22 protein-coding genes are annotated in these 23,218 nt (G+C 65.3%); 9 read left to right on the forward strand and 13 right to left on the reverse strand.

Annotation, left to right across the window (positions count from 1 at the left end):
* Window positions 1-53: 53 nt before the first annotated feature.
* The 3 genes from GCN74_RS16975 to GCN74_RS16985 all read right to left on the reverse strand — a co-directional run bounded on the left by GCN74_RS16975 (window position 54) and on the right by GCN74_RS16985 (window position 3,653).
* Window positions 54-1,436: a tetratricopeptide repeat protein gene (locus tag GCN74_RS16975; RefSeq protein WP_152257766.1), complete on the reverse strand. Its 1,383-nt coding sequence runs from the start codon at window positions 1,434-1,436 to the stop codon at window positions 54-56.
* Between the two features lie 217 nt (window positions 1,437-1,653).
* Entirely contained in the window at window positions 1,654-2,283 is a 630-nt protein-coding gene (locus GCN74_RS16980) for a PolC-type DNA polymerase III (RefSeq protein ID WP_193317128.1), read from the reverse strand.
* A 119-nt stretch (window positions 2,284-2,402) separates the two neighbouring features.
* Window positions 2,403-3,653, reverse strand: a complete 1,251-nt coding sequence (locus GCN74_RS16985) for an Hsp70 family protein (protein WP_152257767.1) — start codon at window positions 3,651-3,653, stop codon at window positions 2,403-2,405.
* A gap of 176 nt (window positions 3,654-3,829) precedes the next feature.
* Here GCN74_RS16985 and GCN74_RS28775 point away from each other — a divergent pair, with 176 nt between their 5' ends.
* Together GCN74_RS28775 and GCN74_RS16995 are read left to right on the forward strand one after the other, a co-directional pair.
* A complete protein-coding gene (locus tag GCN74_RS28775) occupies window positions 3,830-5,866 on the forward strand; it encodes an Ig-like domain-containing protein (protein WP_193317129.1) in 2,037 nt (678 codons plus the stop codon).
* 253 nt (window positions 5,867-6,119) lie between these two features.
* Window positions 6,120-7,145, forward strand: coding sequence for a LacI family DNA-binding transcriptional regulator (locus tag GCN74_RS16995; RefSeq protein WP_226939087.1), 1,026 nt, complete (start codon window positions 6,120-6,122; stop codon window positions 7,143-7,145).
* A gap of 198 nt (window positions 7,146-7,343) precedes the next feature.
* Here GCN74_RS16995 and GCN74_RS17000 read toward each other — a convergent pair whose 3' ends face one another.
* The gene (locus tag GCN74_RS17000; RefSeq protein ID WP_413541550.1) at window positions 7,344-7,730 is read right to left on the reverse strand and encodes a YidB family protein; all 387 of its coding nucleotides are present in this window, start codon (window positions 7,728-7,730) and stop codon (window positions 7,344-7,346) included.
* Window positions 7,731-8,023: 293 nt separating this feature from the next.
* Here GCN74_RS17000 and GCN74_RS17005 point away from each other — a divergent pair, with 293 nt between their 5' ends.
* The gene (locus GCN74_RS17005; RefSeq protein WP_034751103.1) at window positions 8,024-8,236 is read left to right on the forward strand and encodes a hypothetical protein; all 213 of its coding nucleotides are present in this window, start codon (window positions 8,024-8,026) and stop codon (window positions 8,234-8,236) included.
* Between the two features lie 109 nt (window positions 8,237-8,345).
* Entirely contained in the window at window positions 8,346-9,062 is a 717-nt protein-coding gene (locus GCN74_RS17010; protein ID WP_152257770.1) for a hypothetical protein, read from the forward strand.
* A gap of 87 nt (window positions 9,063-9,149) precedes the next feature.
* Here the strand turns inward: GCN74_RS17010 and GCN74_RS17015 are convergent, their stop codons facing one another.
* Window positions 9,150-10,052 carry a LysR family transcriptional regulator gene (locus GCN74_RS17015; protein WP_152257771.1) on the reverse strand — a complete coding sequence of 301 codons (903 nt, stop codon included), beginning with the start codon at window positions 10,050-10,052 and terminating at the stop codon, window positions 9,150-9,152.
* Window positions 10,053-10,154: 102 nt separating this feature from the next.
* On the opposite strand from GCN74_RS17015, the gene GCN74_RS17020 reads away from it, so the two are divergent.
* The 3 genes from GCN74_RS17020 (at window position 10,155) to GCN74_RS17030 (ending at window position 13,125) form a co-directional block, all read left to right on the forward strand.
* Window positions 10,155-11,171: an aldo/keto reductase gene (locus GCN74_RS17020; RefSeq protein ID WP_152257772.1), complete on the forward strand. Its 1,017-nt coding sequence runs from the start codon at window positions 10,155-10,157 to the stop codon at window positions 11,169-11,171.
* A gap of 25 nt (window positions 11,172-11,196) precedes the next feature.
* Window positions 11,197-11,613 carry an SRPBCC family protein gene (locus tag GCN74_RS17025; RefSeq protein WP_152257773.1) on the forward strand — a complete coding sequence of 139 codons (417 nt, stop codon included), beginning with the start codon at window positions 11,197-11,199 and terminating at the stop codon, window positions 11,611-11,613.
* A gap of 294 nt (window positions 11,614-11,907) precedes the next feature.
* Window positions 11,908-13,125 (forward strand): MFS transporter, encoded by a 1,218-nt coding sequence (locus GCN74_RS17030; protein WP_152257774.1) that lies wholly within the window; start codon window positions 11,908-11,910, stop codon window positions 13,123-13,125.
* 49 nt (window positions 13,126-13,174) lie between these two features.
* Here GCN74_RS17030 and GCN74_RS17035 read toward each other — a convergent pair whose 3' ends face one another.
* The 6 genes from GCN74_RS17035 to GCN74_RS17060 all read right to left on the reverse strand — a co-directional run bounded on the left by GCN74_RS17035 (window position 13,175) and on the right by GCN74_RS17060 (window position 17,724).
* A complete protein-coding gene (locus GCN74_RS17035) occupies window positions 13,175-13,873 on the reverse strand; it encodes an aspartate/glutamate racemase family protein (RefSeq protein ID WP_193317130.1) in 699 nt (232 codons plus the stop codon).
* Between the two features lie 66 nt (window positions 13,874-13,939).
* Window positions 13,940-14,344 (reverse strand): hypothetical protein, encoded by a 405-nt coding sequence (locus GCN74_RS17040; RefSeq protein WP_152257776.1) that lies wholly within the window; start codon window positions 14,342-14,344, stop codon window positions 13,940-13,942.
* Window positions 14,345-14,364: 20 nt separating this feature from the next.
* Entirely contained in the window at window positions 14,365-14,886 is a 522-nt protein-coding gene (locus tag GCN74_RS17045) for a hypothetical protein (protein ID WP_152257777.1), read from the reverse strand.
* 48 nt (window positions 14,887-14,934) lie between these two features.
* Window positions 14,935-15,315 carry a hypothetical protein gene (locus GCN74_RS17050; protein ID WP_152257778.1) on the reverse strand — a complete coding sequence of 127 codons (381 nt, stop codon included), beginning with the start codon at window positions 15,313-15,315 and terminating at the stop codon, window positions 14,935-14,937.
* 31 nt (window positions 15,316-15,346) lie between these two features.
* On the reverse strand, window positions 15,347-16,882 hold the full coding sequence (locus GCN74_RS17055) for an ATP-binding protein (protein ID WP_226939088.1): 1,536 nt from the start codon (window positions 16,880-16,882) through the stop codon (window positions 15,347-15,349).
* 11 nt (window positions 16,883-16,893) lie between these two features.
* Complete coding sequence (locus tag GCN74_RS17060; protein ID WP_152257780.1) at window positions 16,894-17,724, reverse strand: alpha/beta fold hydrolase; 831 nt, start codon at window positions 17,722-17,724, stop codon at window positions 16,894-16,896.
* Window positions 17,725-17,961: 237 nt separating this feature from the next.
* Here GCN74_RS17060 and GCN74_RS17065 point away from each other — a divergent pair, with 237 nt between their 5' ends.
* Together GCN74_RS17065 and GCN74_RS17070 are read left to right on the forward strand one after the other, a co-directional pair.
* Window positions 17,962-19,221, forward strand: coding sequence for a PepSY-associated TM helix domain-containing protein (locus GCN74_RS17065; RefSeq protein ID WP_152257781.1), 1,260 nt, complete (start codon window positions 17,962-17,964; stop codon window positions 19,219-19,221).
* A 364-nt stretch (window positions 19,222-19,585) separates the two neighbouring features.
* Window positions 19,586-21,889, forward strand: a complete 2,304-nt coding sequence (locus GCN74_RS17070; protein WP_226939089.1) for a TonB-dependent receptor — start codon at window positions 19,586-19,588, stop codon at window positions 21,887-21,889.
* A 28-nt stretch (window positions 21,890-21,917) separates the two neighbouring features.
* On the opposite strand, the gene mdcH is transcribed toward GCN74_RS17070, so the two are convergent.
* Both mdcH and GCN74_RS17080 read right to left on the reverse strand, forming a co-directional pair.
* A complete protein-coding gene (mdcH, locus tag GCN74_RS17075; protein WP_152257783.1) occupies window positions 21,918-22,850 on the reverse strand; it encodes a malonate decarboxylase subunit epsilon in 933 nt (310 codons plus the stop codon).
* A partial coding sequence (locus GCN74_RS17080; protein WP_152257784.1) for a malonate decarboxylase holo-ACP synthase occupies window positions 22,847-23,218 on the reverse strand: 372 nt, incomplete at its 5' end. The genes GCN74_RS17080 and mdcH, both read right to left, overlap by 4 nt.

Here is a 23,218-nt window from a genome sequence, read left to right on the forward strand (position 1 = left end):
TGTTGGCAATTATCGCATGCGGCGCCCGCCCATGCGTGCACGGGGCCACCGTTTCAGTCGCGCGGCGGCGGGGAACGCACCTGGTGCCATTGCCGCATGCGCTGCTGCGCCTCCTCCAGCTGTGCCGGCTCCAGCCTGGCGCCCGCCGCTTCCCTGGCCTTGGCCGCCCCGCTATCGCCGCCCTCGGCCGCCAGCGCCAGCCACATATAGCCGCAGACGAGGTCCTTTTCCACGCCGCGCCCGCTGTTGTACATGCCGCCCAGGTTGTACTGCGCCAGCGCATGGCCCTGGCCGGCCGCGCGCGCATACCATTGCACGGCCAGGCCGTCGTCCTGCGGCACGCCATGGCCGTTCGCATACATGACGCCCAGGTTGTTCTGCGCGCTGGCATCGCCCTGCTCAGCGGCCGTGCGGTACCAGCGCACGGCGCACACTTCGTCGCGCTCCACGCCATGGCCATTCGCATACATCACGCCCAGGTTGAACTGCGCATTCGACGCCCCCTGGACGGCCGCCCTGGCATACCAGTCCAGCGCCTGGCGCAAGTCGCGGGCGATGCCGCGCCCGCCCGCAAACATGCCGCCCAGGTTGTATTGCGCCATGCAATGGCCTTGCAGGGCGGCCCGCCGGTACCAGCTGACGGCGCGCGCCTCGTCCTTGTCCACGCCCTGGCCCCGCGCCAGCATCAGCCCCAGGTTGAACTGGGCGTCGGCGTCGTCCTGCTCGGCCGCCCGCTGCAGCCAGGCGTAGGCGCGCAGCTGGTCGGGTGCCACGCCCAGGCCTTCCGCATAGGCCACGCCCAGCTGCCGCTGCGCCACGGCCAGGCCCTGGGCCGCAGCCTGGCGGAACCAGGCCAGCGCCTGCGCATCGCTCTGCACCACGCCCTGGCCCCGCTTGTAGACGAGTCCCAGGTTCAGCTGTGCCTGCGCATCGCCCTGCAGGGCTGCCTTGCGGAACCAGGCCAGGGCCAGCGCATCGTTCTTTTTCGCGCCCAGCCCCTGGGCATACGCTTCGCCCAGCAGGGATTGCGCGCTGGCCACGCCCTGCTCGGAAGCGCGGTAAAACCACGCCAGGGCCAGCTCGTCGCTCTGCAGCACGCCCCGCCCCTTGCGGTACATCTGTCCCAGGTTCTGCTGGGCCGAGGCATCGCCCTGCGCGGCGGCGCGGCGGAACCACAGCACGGCATCCTCGTCGCTCTGCGCCACGCCCCGGCCGTGGTAATACAGCGCGCCCAGGTGGTTCTGCGCGAACGCCAGCCCTTGCAGCGCAGCCAGGCGCAGCCAGACAAAGGCGCGCGCATCGTCCTGCGCCACGCCTTCGCCCTTCTTGTACATCAATCCCAGATTGAACTGGGCATAGGCATTGCCCTGCTCGGCAGCCGTGCGGAACCAGATATACGCCTGGTGGCTATCTCTGGCAGTATGGTGCTTGTCCATGTGCGCCCCCATCCACATTGCGCTTGCCGGCAGCACGCGCAAAACGGCGGCCCAGGGCGGCGAAATCGTGTGTTGCTTAAATTTTAAATTCGATGCGGGGGAAGGACTTGAGCGGGCTCAAATGAAATAACAAAATTATATCGTTTTGATGAGCCCGCTTCCATGCGCGGGGAGCATGGCGCGCCGGCATGGGCGCGCGGCAAGAAATGGCGGGCGCCTAGCGGCGCGCCGGATGTTTTTGCAGGAATTGCGGCACCTTGGCGGCGGCCAGCTTGTTCAGCGACACGAGCAGGTCCGCGTCGACATCGGCGATGCCATAGCTGCTGCGCAGGTGGCGGCCGATATGGATCAGCACTTGCGCCGCCACTTCCGCATCGGACTCGGCCCTGTGGGCTGCACTCTTGAAGGCGATGCCCAGCTGGCTGGACAGCAAGCCCAGCTTGTAGCTGGCCATGCCGGGAAACACGCGGCGCGACAGTTTCAAGGAGCACACGAGCGACTGGTGCGCGGGCGTCAGGTTCAGCCTGGCACTTTCCGCGCGCAGGAATTTCTCGTCGAAACTGGCATTGTGCGCCGACAAGGCATCGCTGCCGATAAAATCCAGCAACTGCGGCACCACCTCGGCCACGGGCGGCGCCTGGTCCACCATGGCCTGCGTGATGCCCGTCAAGCCCGTGATGAACGAGGGGATGCGCGCATTGCAGTTGATCAGGGTCACATAACGGTCCGTGACCTGCCCCCCTTCGATGCGCAGCGCCGCCACTTCCGTGATGCGGTCGCCCATGTCGGGAGATAAACCGGTCGTCTCGAAGTCGATCATGACGATCGGTTTGTCAAACACATGCATGGGGCGTTCTTTCGTGGGTGCAACAGTGGGTGTATCGATAAAATGCGCAGGGCAAGGCGCCGCGTCGAAGACAGTACACTAGTACGGCAAGACGCGGCAACGCCGCCATGCACATTTTATCAGCCGAACTTGCGCACGGCGTCCAGCGCCAGGCCCGCACCGATACTGCCGAACAGGTCGCCTTCGACCTTGCGCGCGGCCGGCACCAGCGCGGCAATCTTTTCGCGCAGCAAGCGCACGCCGCTGGAACCGCCCGTGAAGAACACGGTGTCGACGGCTTCCGGCGCCACGCCCGCGTCGCGCAGCAGGCGCAGCACGGTTTCTTCCACGGAAGCGCACAGGTGGCCGATGGCGTCATCGAACTGCGTGCGTTTCAGCAACAGGCTTTGCGCGGGCGACAAGCGGTCCAGCTCCAGCTGCACTTCGGCCGCGTCGGACAGGGCAATCTTGCCTTCTTCCACTTTCATGGCCAGCCAGTGGCCGGCCCGCTCGTCGATCAGCTTTTGCAGGCGCCCCATCTTGTCCTGTTCGCGCGCATCGCGGCACACGTCGGCCAGCTGCACCCAGATCTTCTTCGTGTACGCCAGGTTGATCGTGTGCCAGGTAGCCAGGTTGAAATAGTAGCTGGACGGCACTTCGCTATTGTTATGCAGGCGGCTGCCATAGCCCAGCAAGGGCATGACGGACGACAGGCTCAGGTATTTATCGAAGTCCGTGCCGCCGATGTGCACGCCGCCGGTGGCCAGGATATCGTCGCGCCGTTCCGTCTTTTTCGCCCGTTCGGGCGACAGGCGCACCAGCGAAAAGTCGGACGTGCCGCCGCCGATGTCGGCGATCAGCACCAGTTCTTCCCTGGCGATCTGCGACTCGTAGTCGAATGCGGCGGCGATGGGTTCGAACTGGAAGGCCACGTCCTTGAAGCCGACGGAACGGGCCACTTCGGCCAGGGTATCCTGTGCCAGCTGGTCGGCTTGCGCATTGTCATCGATAAAGAAGACGGGACGGCCAAACACGGCGGACGAGAATTCGCGGCCCGCGGATTGCTCGGCGCGACGTTTCACTTCGCCGATGAATTGTGCCAGCAACATGCGGAACGGCAGCGCACGGCCGCCCACTTCCGTCTGGCCATCGATGAGACTGGTACCCAGCAAGCTTTTCAGCGAGCGCATCAAACGCCCCTCGTAGCCGGCCAGATAGCCGGCCAGCGCCGCGCGGCCAAAGCTGACTTCCTCGTCTTCCGCATTGAAGAAGACGACGGACGGTAAGGTCGTCTTGCCATCTTCCAGGCCGAGCATGGTGCTCTGCCCGGGACGTGCCCAGCCTACCGTGGAATTTGACGTGCCGAAATCGACGCCGCAAGCATTGGCCATGTCGACCCTTCCCTGAATAAAGGGGCGTCATGTTATCAGAAGGCAGGCCTTTGCACCAGAAAAACCATTCGGCACGGTCAACATCACAAGCTTGCTTTGTATCAAGTACTGCTGGCGCGCAAAAGCTACTCTTGGGAGTAACGCCGAGCACCTCGGCAAGTTTCCGGAGACCCATCGTGCCCCACGTTCCCCTGCCCGCTGCCTTGCTGGCAGCCCTCGTTTCCCTGGCCGGTTGCGGCGGGGGTTCGGCCGACACCCAGGCCGGCGCCGGCTGCTCGCTGCACGCCACGACAGGCTGCGGCGGCAGCCCGCCACCGCCCGTCGTGCCGCCCGTGAAGCCGCCCGTCACCCCGCCCGTGACGCCGCCTGTCACGCCGCCCGAACCGGCCAGCCTGGCCAGTGCCGTCAACCTGGTCTTTTCCAGCACGGAACTGGCTTCGGCGGGCCTGGCCGGCAGCGAAGTGACCGTCACGGCCCTCGTCAAGGATGGCGCCAACCTGGCCTTGCCAAACGCAAAGATTTCTTTTGCAGCCGATTCCGGCATCCTCGGCAGCGTCGATGCCGTGACGGACAAGAACGGCCAGGCGCGCGCCCTGCTGGGCACGGGCGGCGCCAACGGCAACCGCAGCATCACCGTCACGGCCAGCGTGGGCGCGCGCAGCGGCAAGGGCACGGTGGCCGTCACGGGCAGCACGGTGGAATTGCAGGGACCGGCCGCGCTGATGCTGGGCCAGGGCGCCGACCTCACCGTCACCGTGCGCGACTCGGCGCGCAAGCCCGTGGCCGGCGCGGCCATCGCCTACGGCACGGGCGCCGGCAATGGCGTGCGCGTCAGGGATGGCGGCGCGGCGCTCAGCAATGCGCAAGGCCAGCTGGTGCTGCGCCTGACGGCCGGCAGCCTGGGCAGGGACGCCGTGTCCGTCAGCGCGCTGGGCGCCGCCGCCACGCAGGCGTATGCCGTGGCCGGCAGCGAGCTGCGCCTGACTCCGGCCGTGGGCCAGGATGCCAGCGGCGCGGACGTGCTGCCGGAAGTGGCGACCCTGGCCTGCCAGGCCATCGATGTACGCTACGACAAGGCGGGCGTGGCGCAGACGGGCAGCACCAGCCTGTCCACCTCGCGCGGCAGCCTGTTCGCGGACAGCGCCTGCAGCCAGGCCTTGCCTTCCAGCTTGATTTTTAGCAATGGCAACTTGCCGCGCAGCTATGTACAGTCGGCCAACGCGGGCGTGGCCACCATCACGGCCGCCGTGGCGGGCGGGCCCACGGCGCAGACGCGGCTGGAATTCGTCGCCCCCCTGAGCAGCGCCAGCAAGCTGGCCGTGCAAGCGGAACCGGCCGTGCTGCGCGCGAATACGGGCGCATCGGCCGAGAACGCCAGCAGCATCAGCGCCGTGGTGCGCGATGGCCCCGCAAACAATCTGGTCAAGAACGCCCCCGTGCTGTTCAGCATCTTGAGCGACCCCAGCGGTGGCTACCTGCGGGAATCCGGCCGGGTATTGACGGGCAGCGACGGCCTGGCGCGCACCGCGTATGTGGCGGGCCAGGCCGACAGCGGCCGCGACGGCGTGCTGATCCAGGCCCGCATCGACGGCGCCCCGCAAGCGGCGGCCACGTCGCTCGTGCGCCTGACGGTGGCGCGGCAAGCGCTGTCGATCAAGCTGGGCACGGGCAGCCTGCTGCGCGAATATTCGGCCAGCGTGCTGCAGAAGGACTTCGCCGTGTTCGTTTCCGACAGCGCCGGCAACGCCGTGCCCGGCGTCGCCGTCACGGCCGCCGCCTGGCCCAGCCGCTATGCCAAGGGATATTACGTGTGGGAAGCGGACAAGCCCGAGTTCCCCGACACGGGCGCCTGGCGCCTGGCCCTGCCCCACTACAGCTGCGCCAACGAAGACATCTTGCGCAACGGCATCTACGACGCCGCCTACGACCGCAACGGCAATGGCGTGCTCGACCCGGGCATTCCCCTGGCCGTCAGCGCCAGCGGCCTGAGCGATGCGCTGGGCATGGCCACCGTCACCGTCAGCTATCCCCGCAATTATGCGACCTGGGTACACGTGGCCCTGACTGTCCGCGGCACGGTCAGCGGCACGGAAGCGAGCGCCACGGCGGAATTGCCCCTGCCCGCCCTGGCCAGCGATTTCAGCGCGCGCCGCGTGGCCCCGCCGGGACGCACCAGCCCCTATGGCAGCGGCCCCTGCGACAGCGCCGATTGAAGAGCAAGCATACCACTTGCCATTCAGTCATATTTTTTTGCAACATGAACAATAAGCGTGAATAAGCATGCAGTCTTGCCATGCAGCAATCTTTTACGCTATGCTCATTCTGCCCGCCCAGGCCGCCACCAGCGGCCGGGCCTGCAGGAATACTTTGAGACAGGTTGCTTGCCAGACCAATATGCGAAAAAAGAATACTGTAGCCCGGACACCCAGCACCGCCACCCGCGCCATCCCCGGCGCCGGACGGCGCGTGACCTCATATGACGTGGCCCTGCTGGCCGGCGTGTCGCAATCGGCCGTGTCGCGCTGCTTCAAGCCGGGCGCCAGCATCTCGCCCGCCACCCATGCCAAGGTCATGCAGGCGGCCATCACCCTCGACTACATCCCCAACGCGGCCGCGCGCAGCCTGATCACGCGGCGCTCGAACCTGGTGGCCGTCATCATTTCCAACCTGGCCAACCTGTACTATCCGCAAGTGCTGTCCGACCTGAGCCAGCAAATCGCCCGCCTGGGCAAGCGCCTGCTGCTGTTTACCCTGGAGCGCGAAGCGGACATCGGCAAAGTCTTGAGCGATGTGTGGCAATACCAAGTCGATGGCGCCGTCGTGGCTGCCTGCCTGTCGGACGAGCAGATGGCCGAGTTCGGCCGGCGCGACGTGCCGCTGGTGCTGTTCAACCGCAGTCCCCGCGACCACGCCGTGCATGCCGTGCTGTGCGACCAGGCCGAAGCGGCGCGCCTGCTCGTGTCGCGCCTGGCCGAAGCGGGTCACCGCCAGTTTGCCATCATCGACGGCCCCGGCGACTCGGCCGTCGCGCAGGAGCGCAAGGCCGGCATGCTGGACCGCTTGCTGAGCCTGGGCTTGCCCGCGCCCATCGTTGTCAGCGGCAACTACGATTACGCCAGCGGCGGACGGGGCTTGCGCAAGGTCATCGACCGCCTGGGCCGCGTGCCGGATGCCGTCATTTGCGGCAACGACATCATGGCCATCGGCTGCCTGGACACGGCGCGCCACCAGATGGGCATCCAGGTGCCGCTGCAGATGTCCGTGGCCGGCTTCGACGCGCTGGAAGCGTCCGGCTGGCTCAGCTATGACATCACCACCCTGCGCCAGCCCGTGCAAAAGATGGCCAGCGACGCCGTCGCCATGCTGGACGAACTGATGGAGCGGCGCGGCGGCATTGCCGAGCGCAGACGCTATTGCTCGTATCTGGTGGAGGGCAGCACGGCGCGGCTGACCGGCGCGCCTCCCCACTTCGGCATGATGGCTGCCGCCTGAAAAACGCCCGTGGCGTTGTTGCCGGGGTTACTCTGGTCCTGCGCCGTAATCGCGTACTGTCTTCGGGGCGGCGCCTGGCCCTGGGCATTTTTCAGGCGTTCCTTCCTCTCATACAAAACACAACAGTCCCGCGCAACAGAAAAACCTCGCATCGCTGCGAGGTTTTCTGTTGCTGCATCGGCTGTAGCATCGGCTGTATCAACCGAAGATCTTGCCCTTGAGCATATTCAAGCCCTGGCTGACGAGGTCATTGCCTTCTGGTACCTGACCGTTCGGCGTCAGCTTGTCGACCAGCTGGGGCAGCAAGGCTGCCAGGCCGCCCGAGGCCGCGTCCGGCGCGACGCCCGCTTTTTCGGCGATCTGGGTGATCGTGTCGGCGCCCAGCGCATCCTTGATCTGTTCGCCGGAGACGGGCGCATTGGCGCCGGTGCCGATCCAGCTGGCCACCTGGTCGCCCAGGCCGCTTTCCTGGAATTTCTGCAGCAGGCCAGGCAAGCCGCCATGCTGGTTGACCAGGTCCATCACGCTGGCCATCAATCCCGACGGCGCTTCCCCATCCGCGCCCTTGTTGCCCAAAGCGCTCATCGCCTGTCCTGCAAGTTGATCTAGCAAACTCATCGTATTCTCCTGAACGCTATCGATTAGTGCCGCATGACTGCGGCGTCCGGCATGGCGCAGACCTTTCTCCGCCACGGAAATCATTATACTATGAATAATAACAATGCTATAATTACAATCTCGAGACGAACGCACGGACAGGCTCACTGCAGAGCCGCCCACCTCCATCATATTTAGTTCGGCACAACATGCAAGCGTAAATTGACGGTTCACAAAAACGTGTAGAATAAATTTTCCTACTTACTGAGGAGTATCAACACATGAACATCAATAAAGCGGTAGACAAGGCTTACGAAAAAAAGACGTTCAAGGAAATTGCTGATGCGCCCGTCGATGCGCTGCAAGGCGTGAGCGAGAAGGATGCGGAGCTGCTCAAGCAGGCTTTCAATATCAAGACCGTGCGCGACCTGGCGAACCTGAAATACTCGAAGTGGGCGCGCGCCATCGTCACCCTGGCCGATACGGAAGAATAGACCGGGCCATGCCCCTGGCCAGCCCGCCAGCACAGCCCGCCCCAGCCGGCGGGTTTTTTCATTCCAGGCAGCTAGCGGCTGGCAAGCCGCTAGCCACAGGGAGGCGCCATTGGCCACGCCGCTGACCCTGCCCGGCATCTGCTGGCCCCTGCACGCGAGCACGGGCCACCTTGCCGTCACCACATCCCACATCACGGGCCACTTTCGCGCCGGCAGGGGCCAGGACGCCATCGTGCTGTGCGATCTGCTGCCAGCCGGAAAGTTTCGCAATGGCGCGGCGCGCCACTGGTGCCGCACGCACCAGTGCTACTGGGGCACGCAGGCCGACCTGGCCGACCAGCAGGCAGGGCAGCCGATGCGTTGCCGCCAGCACGCCAGCCCCATGGGCTATGTGCTGTATCCGGACCTGTTCGACCCCATGCAGTTCCACGCCGCCACCTTGCGCCTGGGCACAGATGGCCTGTTGCAACTGCGCGCCCGGGCCGACGACGGCGGCGCCCTGTTCAGCCGCGACCTGCCGGCCCTGGCCATCGACTGCCGCGCCCTGCCCGGCTTGTTCCCTCCCGACGTCGTGCAGCTGAACGTCACGCCGCCCGCCGCGCAGGCCTTCGCCGCCGCGCTGCAGGCGGACGCGCCGCTGGGCTGCAGCGACTGCGCCCGCTGCGGCCACCCGCACCTGGACCTGGGCAGCTTCGCGCTGGCGCCGCACCGCCGCCACAGCTGCGGCCATTGCGGCCATGACGCCTCGCACAGTCCCATGGCCATCGTCTCGACGCCCCTGTGGCGCTTGCGCGACTTGCCCCAGCGCATAACGCAATGCTTCTGAAGGTGCGCCCGTCCACAGCCGGCCTGCCCCCGGGGCGCGCGGCATGTGGTGGTGGCTGCCCCCGTACCTGAAACACGGCAGGAAGATTCAAGCGGCCACACCCGCCTGTTCCAGCAGGGTGGCGCGGAAAATGCCCACCAGTGGCCGCAAGTTGACCTTGTGCCAGGCCAGCCACAGGGGCGTGCGATAGCTGAACCATGACAGTTCGCGCACGACGACGCCGGCCGGCGCGTGCTGGCGCAGGCTGCGCTGGATCATGGCCATGCCCAGTCCGGCCGCCACCAGGCCCAGCGCCGTCAGCGGCTCTGTTGCTTCCATGCGGATATCGGGCGTAAAACCGGCGCGCGCGCAGGCGGCGATGAAATTGTCGTGCTTTAGCACGCTTTCCTTGTGCAACACGGCAATCCACTCCTGGCCCGCCAGGTCGTCCGGGGTCAGCTCGACTTTGGCCGCCAGCGGGTGCGTCTCCGGCAAGGCCAGCAGCATGGGGTCGCTCAGCACTTGCGCGCAATCGAGGTCCGGGTCGTGCGGCAGCGGCGGTTCGCACAGCAGGGCGATATCGAGGCTGCGCTGGCGCAAGCCTTCGATCTGCTCGGCCGAATGCAGGTTGTACAGGGCGATATGCACTTGCGGCCGCGTGGCCCGCAAGGCGCGCAAGCCGTCCGGCAAGACGCCCGCATGCATGGCGTTTTCGATGTAGCCTATGCACAGCCCCCCTTCATCGCCGCGCCCCAGGCGCTTGGCCAGCGCTTCCAGCCGGTTGCCGTGGGTAATGAAGGCGCGCGCTTCAGCCAGGAAAGTCTGGCCGTCGCGCGTCAGGCGGATGCGCTGGGCGCTGCGCTCGAACAGGGTCAGGCCCAGTCTGTCCTCGAGCTGGGCGATTTGCCGGCTCAGCGGCGACTGGGAAATATGCAGGCGCTCGGCGGCCCGTCCCACGTGTTCTTCCTCGGCAACGGCGATGAAGTATTGCAATTGGCGCATGTCCAACATATCAGACCTTTCAGGACTTAAGTTGCGCTAATTATGTCTTGGACGAGCTTAACTTGTCCAGCTATTCTGTCGTCACTCCTCCACACATTGAAAGAAAACATCATGACGATCAAACACTTACTGACTGGCAAACTGGGTTTCGGCACGGCGCCGCTGGGCAACATGTTCCGCAACATTCCCGAGCAAGAAGCGCTGGCGACCGTCGACGCGGCCTGGGACTCGGGCATCCGCTATTTCGATACGGCCCCGTTCTATGGTGCCGGCCTGGCCGAGCTGCGCCTGGGCGCCGCCCTGAAACAGCGTCGCCGCGACGATTACGTGCTCAGCACCAAGGTGGGCCGCCTGATTCTCGACGAACTGGAAGACCCGGCAAGCCGCGAACTGGGCGAAAAAGGGGGCTTGTTCGAATTTGGCCGCAAGAACAAGATCGTCGACGACTATTCGGCCGACGCCACCCTGCGCTCGATCGAAGCGAGCCTGAAACGCCTGGATACGGACCGCCTCGATATCGTCTGGGTGCACGACATCGCCCAGGATTTCCACGGCGATAACTGGCTGGCGCAATTCGAAACGGCCCGCACGGGCGCCTTCCGCGTGCTGACCCGCCTGCGCGAAGAAGGCGTCATTAAAGCCTGGGGCGTGGGCGTGAACAAGGTGGAGCCGCTGGAACTGACCCTGGACCTGGCCGAAGCCCAGCCCGACGCTTTCCTGCTGGCCGGCCGCTACACCCTGCTCGACCATGAGCGTGCGCTGCAACGCCTGATGCCGGCCGCGGCGAAACAGAACGTCGACATCGTCGTGGGCGGCCCCTACAGCTCGGGCATCCTGGCCGGCGGCGCGCATTTCGAATACCAGAAAGCCTCGCCTGAAATCATTGCCAAAGTAGAACGCATCAAGGCCATCGCCGCGCGCCACGGCGTCAGCGTCAAGGCCGCTGCCCTGCAATTCTCGCTGGCCAACCCTGCCGTGGCTGCCGTGATCCCCGGCGCCAGCCGTCCGGAACGCCTGGCCGAAGACCTGCAGGCATTGAACAGCGTCATCCCCGCTGCCTTCTGGCAAGACATGCGCGCCGAACAACTGGTATCGGCGTTCGCTCCCCTGCCTGGCATCACCATCTAACTAATTATTTAAAAGGAATATCACCATGGCACATACCACCACCTCGATCGACATCGCCGCCACGCCGGCGCAAGTATGGCAACTGATCGGCGGCTTTAACTCCCTGCCGGACTGGCTGCCCTACATTCCCAGCAGCAGCCTCAGCAACGGGGGCCGCATCCGCCACCTGGCCAACCCGGCCGGCGACGTCATCGTCGAGCAGCTGGAAGCGTACGACAACACGGCGCGCAGCTACAGCTATTCCATCCTGCAGGCGCCGTTTCCCGCCACTGATTACTTGTCGACCCTGCAAGTAAGCGCGATCGCCGGCAGCGACGGCGCGCGGGTCACCTGGTCGGGCCGCTTCACGCCCGTGGGCGTGAGCGAGCAGGAAGTGACGGACCTGTTTCACGGCATCTATGTCGCGGGCCTGGAAGCGCTGCAGCAATCGTTAGCGAAATAATCCGCAAGGAAGACCATTTCCGCCACAGCCAGCTTTTCTTCGCCGGCCCTGTGGCGGAATCGCGTGCATTCCGTGTTATCGTTAACAAATAGAGCAATCGCTGTGGTGTGCAGTGCAGCAGATTTTCACCGGTGCCCTGCAGAGCTTGCCCGAATCTTTTACAATGTTGTCTTTGGGCAGTTCTTGTAGCCCGAAAATACCGGCCATCCGTCGACTCTGGTGGCGCATTGCCACCTCCGGCTGGGCCACTGCGCGCCCCTCCGCCCTGTCATTCTTTACCCAACGAACAAGAACATGCACGCCTCCGTAGATCCCCTGATTCCGCGCGTCACCGCGCCTTTTGGCGCCGGCTATGCCGACCTGGCCCTGGCCATCGGCGGCCTCGCCATCGGCACGGGCGAGTTCGCCTCCATGAGCATCCTGCCCGTGGTGGCCGACGACCTGGGCACGACCTTGCCGCAAATGAGCCACATGATCAGCGCCTACGCGCTGGGCGTGGTCATCGGCGCGCCCCTGATTACGATCTTCCTGGCCCGCATGCCGCGCCGCCTGATGCTGATCTGCCTGATGCTGATGTTCGCGGGCGGCAACTTGCTCAGCGCCATCGCCCCCAACTACGGCTTGCTGGTGGTGGCCCGCTTCGTGGCCGGCATCCCGCACGGCGCCTATTTCGGCGTGGCGGCCCTGGTGGCGGCCGCACTGGCCGAACCGGACCGGCGCGGCCAGGCCGTGGCCAGGGTCCTGATGGGTTTGACCGTGGCGAATATCTTCGGCGTGCCGCTGGCCACGTACATCGGCCAGACCCTGGGCTGGCGCTCGGCCTTCCTGCTGGTCGCCGCGCTGGGCCTGCTGACCATGCTGATGGTGCGCATTTTCGTGCCCATGGTCGCCGCCGGCGAATCCAGCCCGCGCCGCGAACTGGGCGTATTCCGCCGCCTGCAAGTGTGGCTGACCCTGCTGATGGTGGCGATCGGCTTCGGCGGCATGTTCGCCGTCTACACCTTCATCACGCCAACCTTGCTGGAAATTACGAAAGTGTCGCCCCTCGTCATTTCCATCCTGCTGGCCATCATCGGCGTGGGCATGACGGTGGGTAATCTGATCGGCGGCTGGCTGGCCGACCGCTCGCGCCTGTGGACCATCTTCGGCGTGCTGCTGTGGAACGTGGCCGCCCTGGCCGCCTTTACTTACACCAGCAGCAATGTCTGGCTGACGGCCATCAATCTGTTCGCCATCGGCGCCGGCATCGCCGTCGCCCCCGCCGTGCAGACGCGCCTGATGGACGTGGCCGGCGACGCGCAAACGGTGGCCGCCGCCCTCAACCATTCCGCCTTCAACATCGCCAACGCGCTGGGCGCGTGGGCCGGCGGCATCGCCATCGCCATGGGCATGGGCTTGCGCTCGACGGGCTGGGTGGGCGCCATGCTGGCCTGCGGCGGCATCGTCGTGCTCGGCATTTCCGTGCTGGTGGAAAACCGCAGCCGCAACCTGGGCGGCGCGCAGCCGGCCTGATGCTCCAAGCGAGCGGCGGCCAGTTCAGGCAGCCGCTCCTGTGCCGCGCCTAGTCTTCGACGGCAAACGCCACCGCCGCCGCGCAATGAATGGCCGTCGTATCAAAGAGCGGCACGTCCGCATCGCCCTGCCGGATCAGCAGCGGTATCTCCGTACATCCCAATATCACGCCCTGCACGCCTTGCCGCCGCAGTTTTTCGATGATGCCGAGGAAGATCTTCCGGCTGGCATCGGTAAAGATATTCTGCACCAGTTCCGCATAGATGATGTCGTGGACGATATCCTGGTCGGCCGCATCGGGCGTCACCGTGGCGATGCCGCGCTGCTGCAGCGCATCGTGATAGAAGCGGCCCGCCATCGTTTGCCTGACGCCCAGCAAGCCCACCTTGCGCACGCCCGCCTGCTGCACCTTTTTCGCCGTTTCCTCGACGATGCTGATGAATGGCAAGCCAATCCGCGGCACGACGGCGGACGCGAAACGGTGCGCGCCATTCGCGCACAGCAGGAAGCAATCCGCGCCCATGCCTTGCAAACGCCGGCCTTCCGCAATCAGGAATTGCTCGATGGCGCGCGAGTCCGGCTGCGCCGCATGCGCGACGAAATCGGCCTGGTCGATGCTGACCAGCATGATGCGGGCGCTATGCGCTGGCCCGATGCGCGCCACCAGCATTTCATTGAGGAGCCGGTAGTATTCCAGGGTCGAAGCCCAGCCGATGCCGCCGATCAGTCCTATGGTTTTGTGCTGCACAGTTATCCTTGTGGAAAGAAGTGTGCAAATTATACGGTGGCTGCCGCCAGCCATCGCAGACTTGCCTTACGCGTCGGGCCATGCAAACAGCGCCTTGTCCGGCGTGGCGGATTGACGCCAGGTCGATTGCAACTCCATCAGAAATCCGGCCAGGTCGAAGGGATTGACCTCCAGCCCGGCCCATGGCGCCGTCCGCGCCCATGCCACCGCAATATCGGCCAAGTCCTCGGCCGCCAGCCGTTCAAGCGCCTGCCCCGTGGCATGCGCAAACACGTAAAGCTCACGCCCCGGGATAGACACGGGCCTGATGGCGGGCGCTGCCGAGTGGGTCAGCAATTGCCCCAGCGACGCAAAATCCAGTTCGCCGGGCAAGGTAATGCACGTGACGGGAAAGGAGTCGAAGGCGTCCTGCCAGCTGGCACATGCGCGCATCTCGGCATCGGAACAGACAAAAATATCGATTTTTTTCATATTGCAGTCATTTGGCACAATCAAACGCCCGTCGCATCATGTTGCTTGGACGTCTCACGGCTGTATGCACGTTCGAACCCGGCCAGGCTGTCCGCCTGTGCCCACAGGCCGGCGATGTAGCGGAATTCATCCTCGAACGGCTGCTCGAAATCGGCCACGTCCGTCGCATATTCGCAGTTACGGCTCAGCATCACCAGCCAGTCCGGATAGTCGAGGGCCGGGTACAGGCGGGTAAAGATGGCATCGAGCGACGACACGCTTTCCCGGCCCGCCAGGTAGGCGGCGTGCAGTTCGAGGATATATTTACCTGCCAGAAATTGGTCAGCCAGCCGCTGCGCGCCACGGTAGCGTTCGATGATCGCCTCGGCCAGCGGCAGCACCTCGTCGCGGCCGCGGGCGCTGGCCAGCAGCACGACTTCCAGGTCGTCGCCCTCCTCGTCCCGCCTCATGCGTTCCACGGCCCAGTCCACGCAGCTGTCGGCATGACCAAATCCCATGCGCAGCTGGAAAACGGCGAGGTCAAGTTCTGTCAGTTGTTTCATGCTTTCCATCATGAGGGGCGAAACGGCTATACCGTCCTCGGCCTTGCTTCAGTTTGCATCCCGCGCCGATTGTCGCGCCAGCAGCACGCCCACTATCAGTCCCAGGCATGGCCCGCCCAACCAGAGGAGCGCCACCATGGCAGACATGGGCTGGGGAAATTGCTCGAAGCAGGCAGATAACAGGCTCAGGCCGACGAGCGCCGAGGCCACCGCCATCAGCCTGCCGGGTGCCAGCCTGGCGGCCAGTCCACCGGCAATGGCAGAGCCTATGAAAATAGCGCCCGGCAAGGCATACCAGTGCGGGGCGCTGGCGGCCTGGAGGACCAAGGGGAGTAGCGCCTTGAGCACAAGCTGGAGCAGCCACCCCGCCATCACAGCGATCCAGACAGGCCGCCTGGCATCGGCTGGCGCGGTATTCAATTCCGTCATGTTTGTCCCATCAGCTATGACCGGTTCCTGCTCATTGCGCCTGCAGCATCTTCTGCAGCACCGCATCGAGCTCGTAAAAATCCACGGGCTTGGTCAGGTGCAAATCAAATCCCGCATCGGACGCCATCTTGCGGTCCTTGTCCTGGCCCCAGCCCGTGACGGCCACGAGGATGGCGTGTTGCCCGCAGGGCTCGCTGCGCAACAGTCTTGCCACGTCGTAGCCATTCATGTGCGGCAAGCCGATGTCGAGCAGGATGACTTGCGGCATGAAGGTTTGCGCGGCCGCCATGCCCGCCGCGCCATCGTAGGCCGTGCGCACCTCATAGCCGAGGATGTCGAGCGCCAGCGCCAGGCTTTCGGCCGCGTCGGCGCTGTCGTCGATCACCAGCACGGTGCCTTCACGCGTGCCCGCCAGCAAGCGGCGGCCGGGCGGCGCGGGCGCTTCCAGCGGCACGGCCGGCAGCGGCAGGCGCAATTCGAAGGTGCTGCCCTGTCCCACGCCGTCGCTATGCGCGCTGATGCTGCCGCCATGCAATTCGGCCAGGCCGCGCACCAGCGACAGGCCGATGCCCAGGCCGCCCTGGGCCCGCGACAGCGCCGGTTCCAGCTGCGAAAACAGGTCGAATACCTTGTCCAGGTGCTCGGGCGCGATGCCGATGCCCGAATCGCGCACACTGATCAGCACTTCCCCTGCCGTGCATGCCACTTCCAGCCCGATGACGCCGTTGGCGGGCGTGTACTTGACGGCGTTGGTCAGCAGGTTGGCGATCATCTGCGCCAGGCGCGTGGCATCGGCGTCGAGCCAGATCGGCTGCGGCCATTGCTCCACGTGCACGCTGTGGCCGGACTGCGCCGCCAGCTCCGCCACGCTGTGCAGGGCCGCTTCCACCACGGGCGCCAGTTCCACGCTGGCGCGGCGCAATTCCAGGCGCCCCCGCGTGATGCGCGACACTTCCGTCAAGTCGTCGACCAGGTGCGTCATGTGGCCCAGCTGGCGGCCCAGCACGTCACGCGCCCAGCACAGCTGCGGATCGTCCAGCTGCGCCAGGCGCAGCACTTCCAGCACATTGCGCATGGGCGCCAGCGGGTTGCGCAGCTCGTGCGCCAGCGTGGCCAGGAATTCGTCCTTGCGCCGGTCGGCGGCCGCCAGCTGTTCGTTGAGCACGCCCGCTTCCCTGCGCGCCAGCTGCAGCTGCTGCTCGTACTTGCGGCGGTCGCTGGCGATGAAGACGGCGACCTCGTCATAACGCACGCCCTCGTGCACGCGCCGCACGGCGTTGAAGAGCATGGGTACGGCCTGTCCCTGGCGCTGGCGCATGTCGAGCAGGATTTCCGACACGCTGCCCTGCACCTGCATCAGCGGCAGCCAGTGCGTCTGGTGGAACACGCGCCCGCCGATGGTCAGCAAGTCCTGCAGTTTCTTTTTCCCCAGTATTTCCCCGGCGCCATAGCCAAGCCAGCCGCAAAAGGTGGCGTTCGCCTGCACGATGGTGCCGTCGGCGGTGCACAGCAGCAAGCCGCAGGCCGCATGCTGGAACAAGGTGTCGGCGTCAGGCAAGGAAGGCATCGTATCGCGCATTACAGGTGCAGGCCGTCGAGAAAGTGGCGGATGGCGCGGTAGCTGGCATCGGGCGCACTCATGTGCGGGCAATGGCCCGCGTTCTCGACCACGTGCAGGCTGCTGCGTGGCAGCTTGTCGCGCAGATAATCGCCCACGGGACGGGGCGCGATGAAGTCGTCGCTGCATTGCACGATCAGGGCCGGCGTGCTGTTGTGCGGCAAGACGGCGCGGTGATCGGACAGGAAGGTGGTTTGCGCGAAATGCCGGGCAATGGCGGGGTCCGTGCGGCAAAAGCTGTGCGTCAGGTCCGCGCCCAGCGCCGGCTGCCCGGATGCGCCCATGATGGCCGGCGCCATGCTGGCGGACCAGCCCAGGTAATTGCGGTCCATGGCGTCGAGCAAGTCGTCGATATCGGTACGGCTGAAGCCGCCCCGATAGCCGGCCCCGGCGTCATCGATATAGCAGGGCGACGGCGCCAGCATGACTTGCGCGGCGAACAGGTCCGGTTCCGCGATGGTGGCCAGCAAGGCGCTCATGGCGCTGACGGAATGGCCGATGCAAATGACGGGGCCGCCGCCGACGGCATGGATGACCCGGCGCAAATCGGCGCCATGCGCATCGAGCCGCGCGTAGCTATCGAAATCATAGGCACTGAGGTCGGAAGCGCCGCTGCCGACCAGGTCGAACAGCACGGTGCGGTAGTGCGGACGGAACAAGGGCTCCAGGTAGCGCCACATGGTTTGATCGCAGCCAAAGCCATGCATGAACACCATGGTGGCTGCCGCGCCTGCCTGCGGTGCACCGCAGCGTTCGCTAATGCGGATATTGTGCCGATCTTCTATGCGCATGCCTGTTTCGCCCTGAATATTTCCACATGGAACGTAAATTAACTTCTTGCTAGCATCTTAGCATGCGCGAATTGGCCCTGGGCAACACCATTGGCGCTGGACAAATGCCAGGCCACGGCGGATAATGAGAACGATTCCCATTATCAAAATACCAGGCGCGTGCCTGGCTTTTCCCTGTGCGCCCCGTGGCGCCTGCTGGCGGCAACAGGCCGGTTTTATTTTGAAGGTTTGTACCGCATGCGCGCTTTCTGGACTGTCATACACCGCTGGGCCGGTCTCACCATCGCCCTCTTCCTCATCGTCGCCGGCCTCACGGGCGCCGTCACTTCGTGGGATCACGAGCTGGACGAATGGCTCAACGCCGACATCATGGACACGCCGGGCCGCGGCCCCCTGCAGGCGCCGTTTGCGCTGGCGCAGAGAGTCGCCGCCGCCGACCCGCGCGCGCAAGTCAATTACATGACACTGGGCCTGGAAGAAGGCCACGCGGCCGCCTTCATGGTGCGCCCGTTGACGGACCCTGCCACGAACAAGCCCTTCGTGCTCGGCTACAACACCGTCTACATCGACCCCGTCACAGCGCAGATCACGGGCACGCGCGATTCGACGGCCATTTCCCTGTCGCGCCGCAGCCTGATGCCGTTTTTGCGCCACCTGCACTACAGCCTGCACGTGCCCGCCTTCTGGGGCACGGACCGCTGGGGCTACTGGCTGATGGGAACGGTAGCCCTGGTGTGGCTGCTCGACAGCATGGTGGCGTTTTACTTGACCACGCCGCGCCGCTTGCGCCCGCGCGCGCCGGACGAGGCGCCGCGCCACCGCAGCGCCAGCGGCTGGTGGCAGCGCTGGAAACCGTCATGGGTGGTGCGCTGGGCGGCCGGCGGCTACAAGCTCAATTTCGACTTGCACCGCGCGGGCGGCCTGTGGGTATGGGCCATCATCCTCGTCGTGGCGTTTACCTCGTTCTCGCTGAACCTGTACCGCGAAGTGTTCTATCCCGTCATGTCGCTGGTCTCGACCACCACGCCGGGACCGTACGAAACGCAGACGCCGGCGCCCTACGGCAGCTACATCGCGCCCGCGATCGGCTTCGAGCAGGCGGTAGGCATCGCCCAAAAGCAGGCCGTGCAGCGCGGCATCACGGCGCCCATCGGCGGTATTTATTATGGCGGTAATTACTCGTTCTACAACGTCTCGTTCTTCGACCCGGCCGACGAATTCGGCGCGGCCGGCATGGGCCTGTCGAACCTGTACGTCGACGGCATGGACGGCACTATCATCGGCCAGCACAAGCCATGGGAAGGCACGGCCGCCGACGTCTTCGTGCAACTGCAATTCCCCCTGCACTCGGGCCGCATCCTCGGCTTGCCGGGGCGCATACTGATGTCCTTCATGGGCATCATGGTCGCCATGCTGTCCGTGACGGGCATCGTCATCTGGGAACGCAAGCGGCGCGCGCGCCGGCTGCAGCTGAACAAGCCATTGACATTCACCTGACCTAGCGACGCCACAACGGCGCAGGCGGACGCATTCAGCCTGCGCCGCGCCCCTTGCCGGCGGCATCACGCGCAACACGCACGCTGCGCACCTCTGCCATCGCCCCTCCGTACTTTGCTGCACAGCAGCTGGCGCATGCCGGCTGGCTGCGCTGCGCGTTTTCCATCCCCCAGCCCGCTAATCGGGCATTCCTCGCCGCGCCCATCGCCCCCGCCAAATGCAGTTTACTTGCAATAAAATTGCTCGCCGGCTATTATTGCAACTAGATTGCATCTAAGCCGTCGCGCTGCGCCTGCATCCAGCCCCAGCACCACCTTCCGCCTTTTTAGAGAGTCCTATGCGCCATCACGTATTCGCAGCTGCCATGCTGTCCACTGCCCCGCTCGCCTACGGGGCGGACGACGTCACCCTGCAAACCATCAAGGTCCGGGCCGACCGGCCATCGGCCATCGACAGCGTCGTCGTGGTCGAGAATGGGCAAACCCAGAACGGGACCCTGGGCGGCATGCTCGAGCATGTCTCGGGCGTGCAAAGCAGCGCCTTCGGCCCGAATGCCGGCGCGCCGGTGATACGCAGCCTGAGCGGCAGCCGCGTGCAGATCCTCGAAGACGGCCAATCCATCCTCGGCATGAATGCGCTCAGTGGCGACATCAACATCCCCTTCGATCCCCTCTTCGTGCGCAGCGTGACGGTGAACAAATCGTCCGACAGCGTGCGTTTCGGCGGCAATGCCATCGGCGGCAGCGTCGACGTCGATTCCGGCCTCATTTCCAGGAAGATGGAGGACAAGCAGAAGGACGTGGAACTGGTGCTGCGCAAGGGCTTCAACGATGCCGACGCGCAAGGCTTGCGCGTCAACTTCAACGATGGCAAGCACTTCTCGACCAATCTGCAACTGTCCTTCCAGAAGATCGGGCATTACGATATTCCCGGCAACAGCAAGGCCGGCGTGTGCAACAGCCAGCTGTTCCCTGCAAACGGCGGAGTCAACACCTTCCTGGCCGACAGTTGCCAGAAGGAAGCGCGCATCCAGCAAATCTACAACAAGGCTACGCAGCCGTTTATCGACCAGTTCATGACGGAAAATCCGGACTGGGCGGACGGCGATTTTTCCTTCTATACCAATCACCCCACCTCCGTCTGGCAGCGCAAGACCTACGTCAATCCCGCCAACCCCGCCTACGTGCCGGGGACGCCGGCGATGACCCAGAAAAAGATCAACCGGGACGTGACGCCCGATTACCACGGCACCTTGGGCAACAGCCATGCCAGCAACGCCCACATTGCCGCCGGCACGAGCTACTTTTTCGACCGGGGCTACGTGGCGGTCAGCGTCGATTCCAAGGAAAGCGAGTATGGCGTGCCGGGTTTTTCCATGGAAAACAAGTCGTTCGGGGCGAATTATGACGCGGGGCTGCCCGTCGGCGTGGTGATACAGCAGGATAAATATGCGCTGGAAGCCCATCTGCTTGCCCCCGTCGCGTACCTTGAAAGCATGCAACTGCGCGTGTCCCGCCTGAACAATACGTCGGGAGAACGCCTGGGTGCCGCCAAGGCGAACGACTACCAGTTCGACACCAATCAGGCCGAGCTCCTGCTGGCGCACCGGCGCGCCGGGCCCTTGAGCGGCGTGCTTGGCCTGAGCCATAAATCCAGGGATATCGCCGGCAGCGGCCCGCAGCGCTACCTTCCCGATACGAACACGGTCAGCCGCGCGCTGTTCCTCAAGGAAAGCCTCGACGTCGACTGGGCCACCTTCGATGCGGGCTTTCGCCATGAAACAGTGGACCACGAGATCCGCAAGAGCGGCTTCAAGACGTCGCGGAATGCCAGCAATGCCACACTCGAGGACAAGTCGTTCAGCCTGAACAGCTACAGCCTGGGCGCCTCGGCCCCACTGGGCCAGCTGTTCGGCGTGAAGCTGCGCTACTCGTCGTCGGAAAGGGCGCCCGATGTCAACGAGTTGTATGCGAGCAATGCGCACTATTCGATCATGACCCAGGAAGAAGGCAACCAGAACCTCCAGGCCGAGCGCGCGAAGAATACGGAACTTACTGCCTTGTTTGCCAATCGGGGATTCAAGCTGTCGGCCACAGGCTACGTCATGAAGTACGACAACTATCTCTACCTTGGCCACTCGGGCGCCCAGATGGCCAATCGCCTGCCACTGAAATACTGGAAGCAGACGGATACGACGGTGAAGGGATTCGAAGTGGACGCTGCCCAGGTATTGCAGCTTGGCAGCTACGGCAAGCTGAACCTCTCCGCATTTGCCGACCTGGTCAAGAACAAGGCCGACAACCCGGACAAGCTGCGCGCGCACAACGACGGCGAGTACCTGCCCAACATGCCTACCAACCGCTATGGCGCAAATGTGCTGTGGGAAAACAAGGGATGGAAGGCCAGGCTGTCCGGCACCCGCTATGACAAGCAGAAGTACCTGGGCAAGAGTGTCAGCGCAGAAGTGCCGCTCGACGGCTACACCATGGTGAACTTCCAGGTCAGCCGCGCACTGCAGGTGCAGGATGCGCCGTTTGCGGGCATCGAGGTGTTCATCAGCGGCAGCAACCTGCTCGATGACGATGCCAGGCCGCACAATTCACCACTCAAATACATCGCGCCCCTGCCCGGCCGTGGCTTTCAAGTTGGCTTGAGCGCCAGGCTGTAAGGCGCCACCGCGCTCCAGGTCCGCTCCGTCAAACCCCGCCCCGCTCCCGGCCCACCAGCGCCAGCAGGCTGTCGCCCCGGTTGCCGTCGCTGCAGACGGCCACGCCATCCGTGAAATCGTGCGCCGTCAGCCGCGTCAACACGCTGCCCGGCGGCATTTCCAGCGCCAGCCGGGCGCCCCGCTCCCACGCCAGGCGCACCGTGCTGGTCCACTGCACGCGCTGCGCCATGTTGGCGGCCAGGCTGTCGCGGATGCGGGCCGGATCGAACAGCGCGCGCGCCGCGCTGCTGCTCAGGTAGACGAGCGCGGGGCGGCGTATGGCCACACCGTCGAAGGCGGCGGCCATGTCGATCACCGCGCCTTCCAGCAGCGGACAGTGGGACGGCACGCTGATGGCCAGGCGCTGCGCCTTGCCGGCGCCCTGCGCCAGGGCCAGCGCCATCACGGCGTGCAAGGCGGGCTCGCTGCCGGCGATGGCGATCTGGCGCGGCGCGTTCAGGTTGGCGATATACACGGGCGTGGCGGCGCCATGCACCTGGGCCAGCAGCGGTTCCAGCTGCGCCAGATCCAGCCCGCTGATGGCCGCCATGCCGTAGCCGGCGGGATAAGCCTGCTGCATCAGCTGCCCGCGCCGCGCCGCCAGGCGCAGGGCATCCGCATAATCGAGCGCGCCGGCCACCACGGCCGCAGCATACTCGCCGATGGAAAAGCCGGCCACCATGTCCGGTGCCGCGCCGCGCGCCCCCAGGGAACGCGCCATCGCCACGCCCGCGATCAGCAAACACAGTTGCACGGCCCGCGTCGCGGCCAGCGCTTCGGCCGTGTCCAGCAGCAAAGGATCGCAGTCCAGCACGCCCCCCGCTTCGCCCAGGGTTGCCGCCACGGCCGCATCGTCCGGCAGCGCATGCAGCATGCCCGGGTACTGGGCGCCCTGGCCGGGAAAGGTAAACAACACGCTCATGCCAGCTCCCATGGCGTGGCCGTCAGCACGGGTCCCTGGTCCGTCTTCAGCAAGACCCTGCCCCGCCCCGCCGCCCATTCCGCATACGCAAAGCCGCCATGGCCCGTGTCGATCTGCATATCGAGCCGGCACGCCGTGACAGTCGCCGCGATGGCGCGCAGGGCGTCGGCCTGGGCCCCGTCCGGCGGCGCGGCGATGCGCAGCACGAGATCGAGGTCGCTGTCGGCGCGCAGCACGGGCAAGCCGCTGGCCAGGGCGAAGCCCACGCCGCCCGTCGGCCCCCAGGCCCAGCCCGTGGCGTCGAGCAGGGGCGCGACCTGCCGCAGCGCATCGAGCGCGGCGCAGGAAAAACCGGGCTGCGGCGCGTG

It is taken from the genome of Janthinobacterium sp. FT14W (assembly GCF_009208755.1).
Classification (GTDB): domain Bacteria; phylum Pseudomonadota; class Gammaproteobacteria; order Burkholderiales; family Burkholderiaceae_D; genus Janthinobacterium; species Janthinobacterium violaceinigrum.

Coding starts and splice junctions, on each gene's coding strand:
- GCN74_RS17025 (WP_152257773.1), top strand. CDS start 11,197: ATGGCACATACCACCACCTCGATCGACATCGCCGCCACGCCGGCGCAA.
- GCN74_RS17005 (WP_034751103.1), top strand. CDS start 8,024: ATGAACATCAATAAAGCGGTAGACAAGGCTTACGAAAAAAAGACGTTC.
- GCN74_RS17065 (WP_152257781.1), top strand. CDS start 17,962: ATGCGCGCTTTCTGGACTGTCATACACCGCTGGGCCGGTCTCACCATC.
- GCN74_RS17055 (WP_226939088.1), bottom strand. CDS start 16,882: ATGCCTTCCTTGCCTGACGCCGACACCTTGTTCCAGCATGCGGCCTGC.
- GCN74_RS17045 (WP_152257777.1), bottom strand. CDS start 14,886: ATGAAACAACTGACAGAACTTGACCTCGCCGTTTTCCAGCTGCGCATG.
- GCN74_RS16975 (WP_152257766.1), bottom strand. CDS start 1,436: ATGGACAAGCACCATACTGCCAGAGATAGCCACCAGGCGTATATCTGG.
- GCN74_RS17040 (WP_152257776.1), bottom strand. CDS start 14,344: ATGAAAAAAATCGATATTTTTGTCTGTTCCGATGCCGAGATGCGCGCA.
- GCN74_RS17015 (WP_152257771.1), bottom strand. CDS start 10,052: ATGTTGGACATGCGCCAATTGCAATACTTCATCGCCGTTGCCGAGGAA.
- GCN74_RS17060 (WP_152257780.1), bottom strand. CDS start 17,724: ATGCGCATAGAAGATCGGCACAATATCCGCATTAGCGAACGCTGCGGT.
- mdcH (WP_152257783.1), bottom strand. CDS start 22,850: ATGAGCGTGTTGTTTACCTTTCCCGGCCAGGGCGCCCAGTACCCGGGC.
- GCN74_RS17000 (WP_413541550.1), bottom strand. CDS start 7,730: ATGAGCGCTTTGGGCAACAAGGGCGCGGATGGGGAAGCGCCGTCGGGA.
- GCN74_RS16985 (WP_152257767.1), bottom strand. CDS start 3,653: ATGGCCAATGCTTGCGGCGTCGATTTCGGCACGTCAAATTCCACGGTA.
- GCN74_RS16980 (WP_193317128.1), bottom strand. CDS start 2,283: ATGCATGTGTTTGACAAACCGATCGTCATGATCGACTTCGAGACGACC.
- GCN74_RS17020 (WP_152257772.1), top strand. CDS start 10,155: ATGACGATCAAACACTTACTGACTGGCAAACTGGGTTTCGGCACGGCG.
- GCN74_RS17050 (WP_152257778.1), bottom strand. CDS start 15,315: ATGACGGAATTGAATACCGCGCCAGCCGATGCCAGGCGGCCTGTCTGG.
- GCN74_RS17030 (WP_152257774.1), top strand. CDS start 11,908: ATGCACGCCTCCGTAGATCCCCTGATTCCGCGCGTCACCGCGCCTTTT.
- GCN74_RS17070 (WP_226939089.1), top strand. CDS start 19,586: ATGCTGTCCACTGCCCCGCTCGCCTACGGGGCGGACGACGTCACCCTG.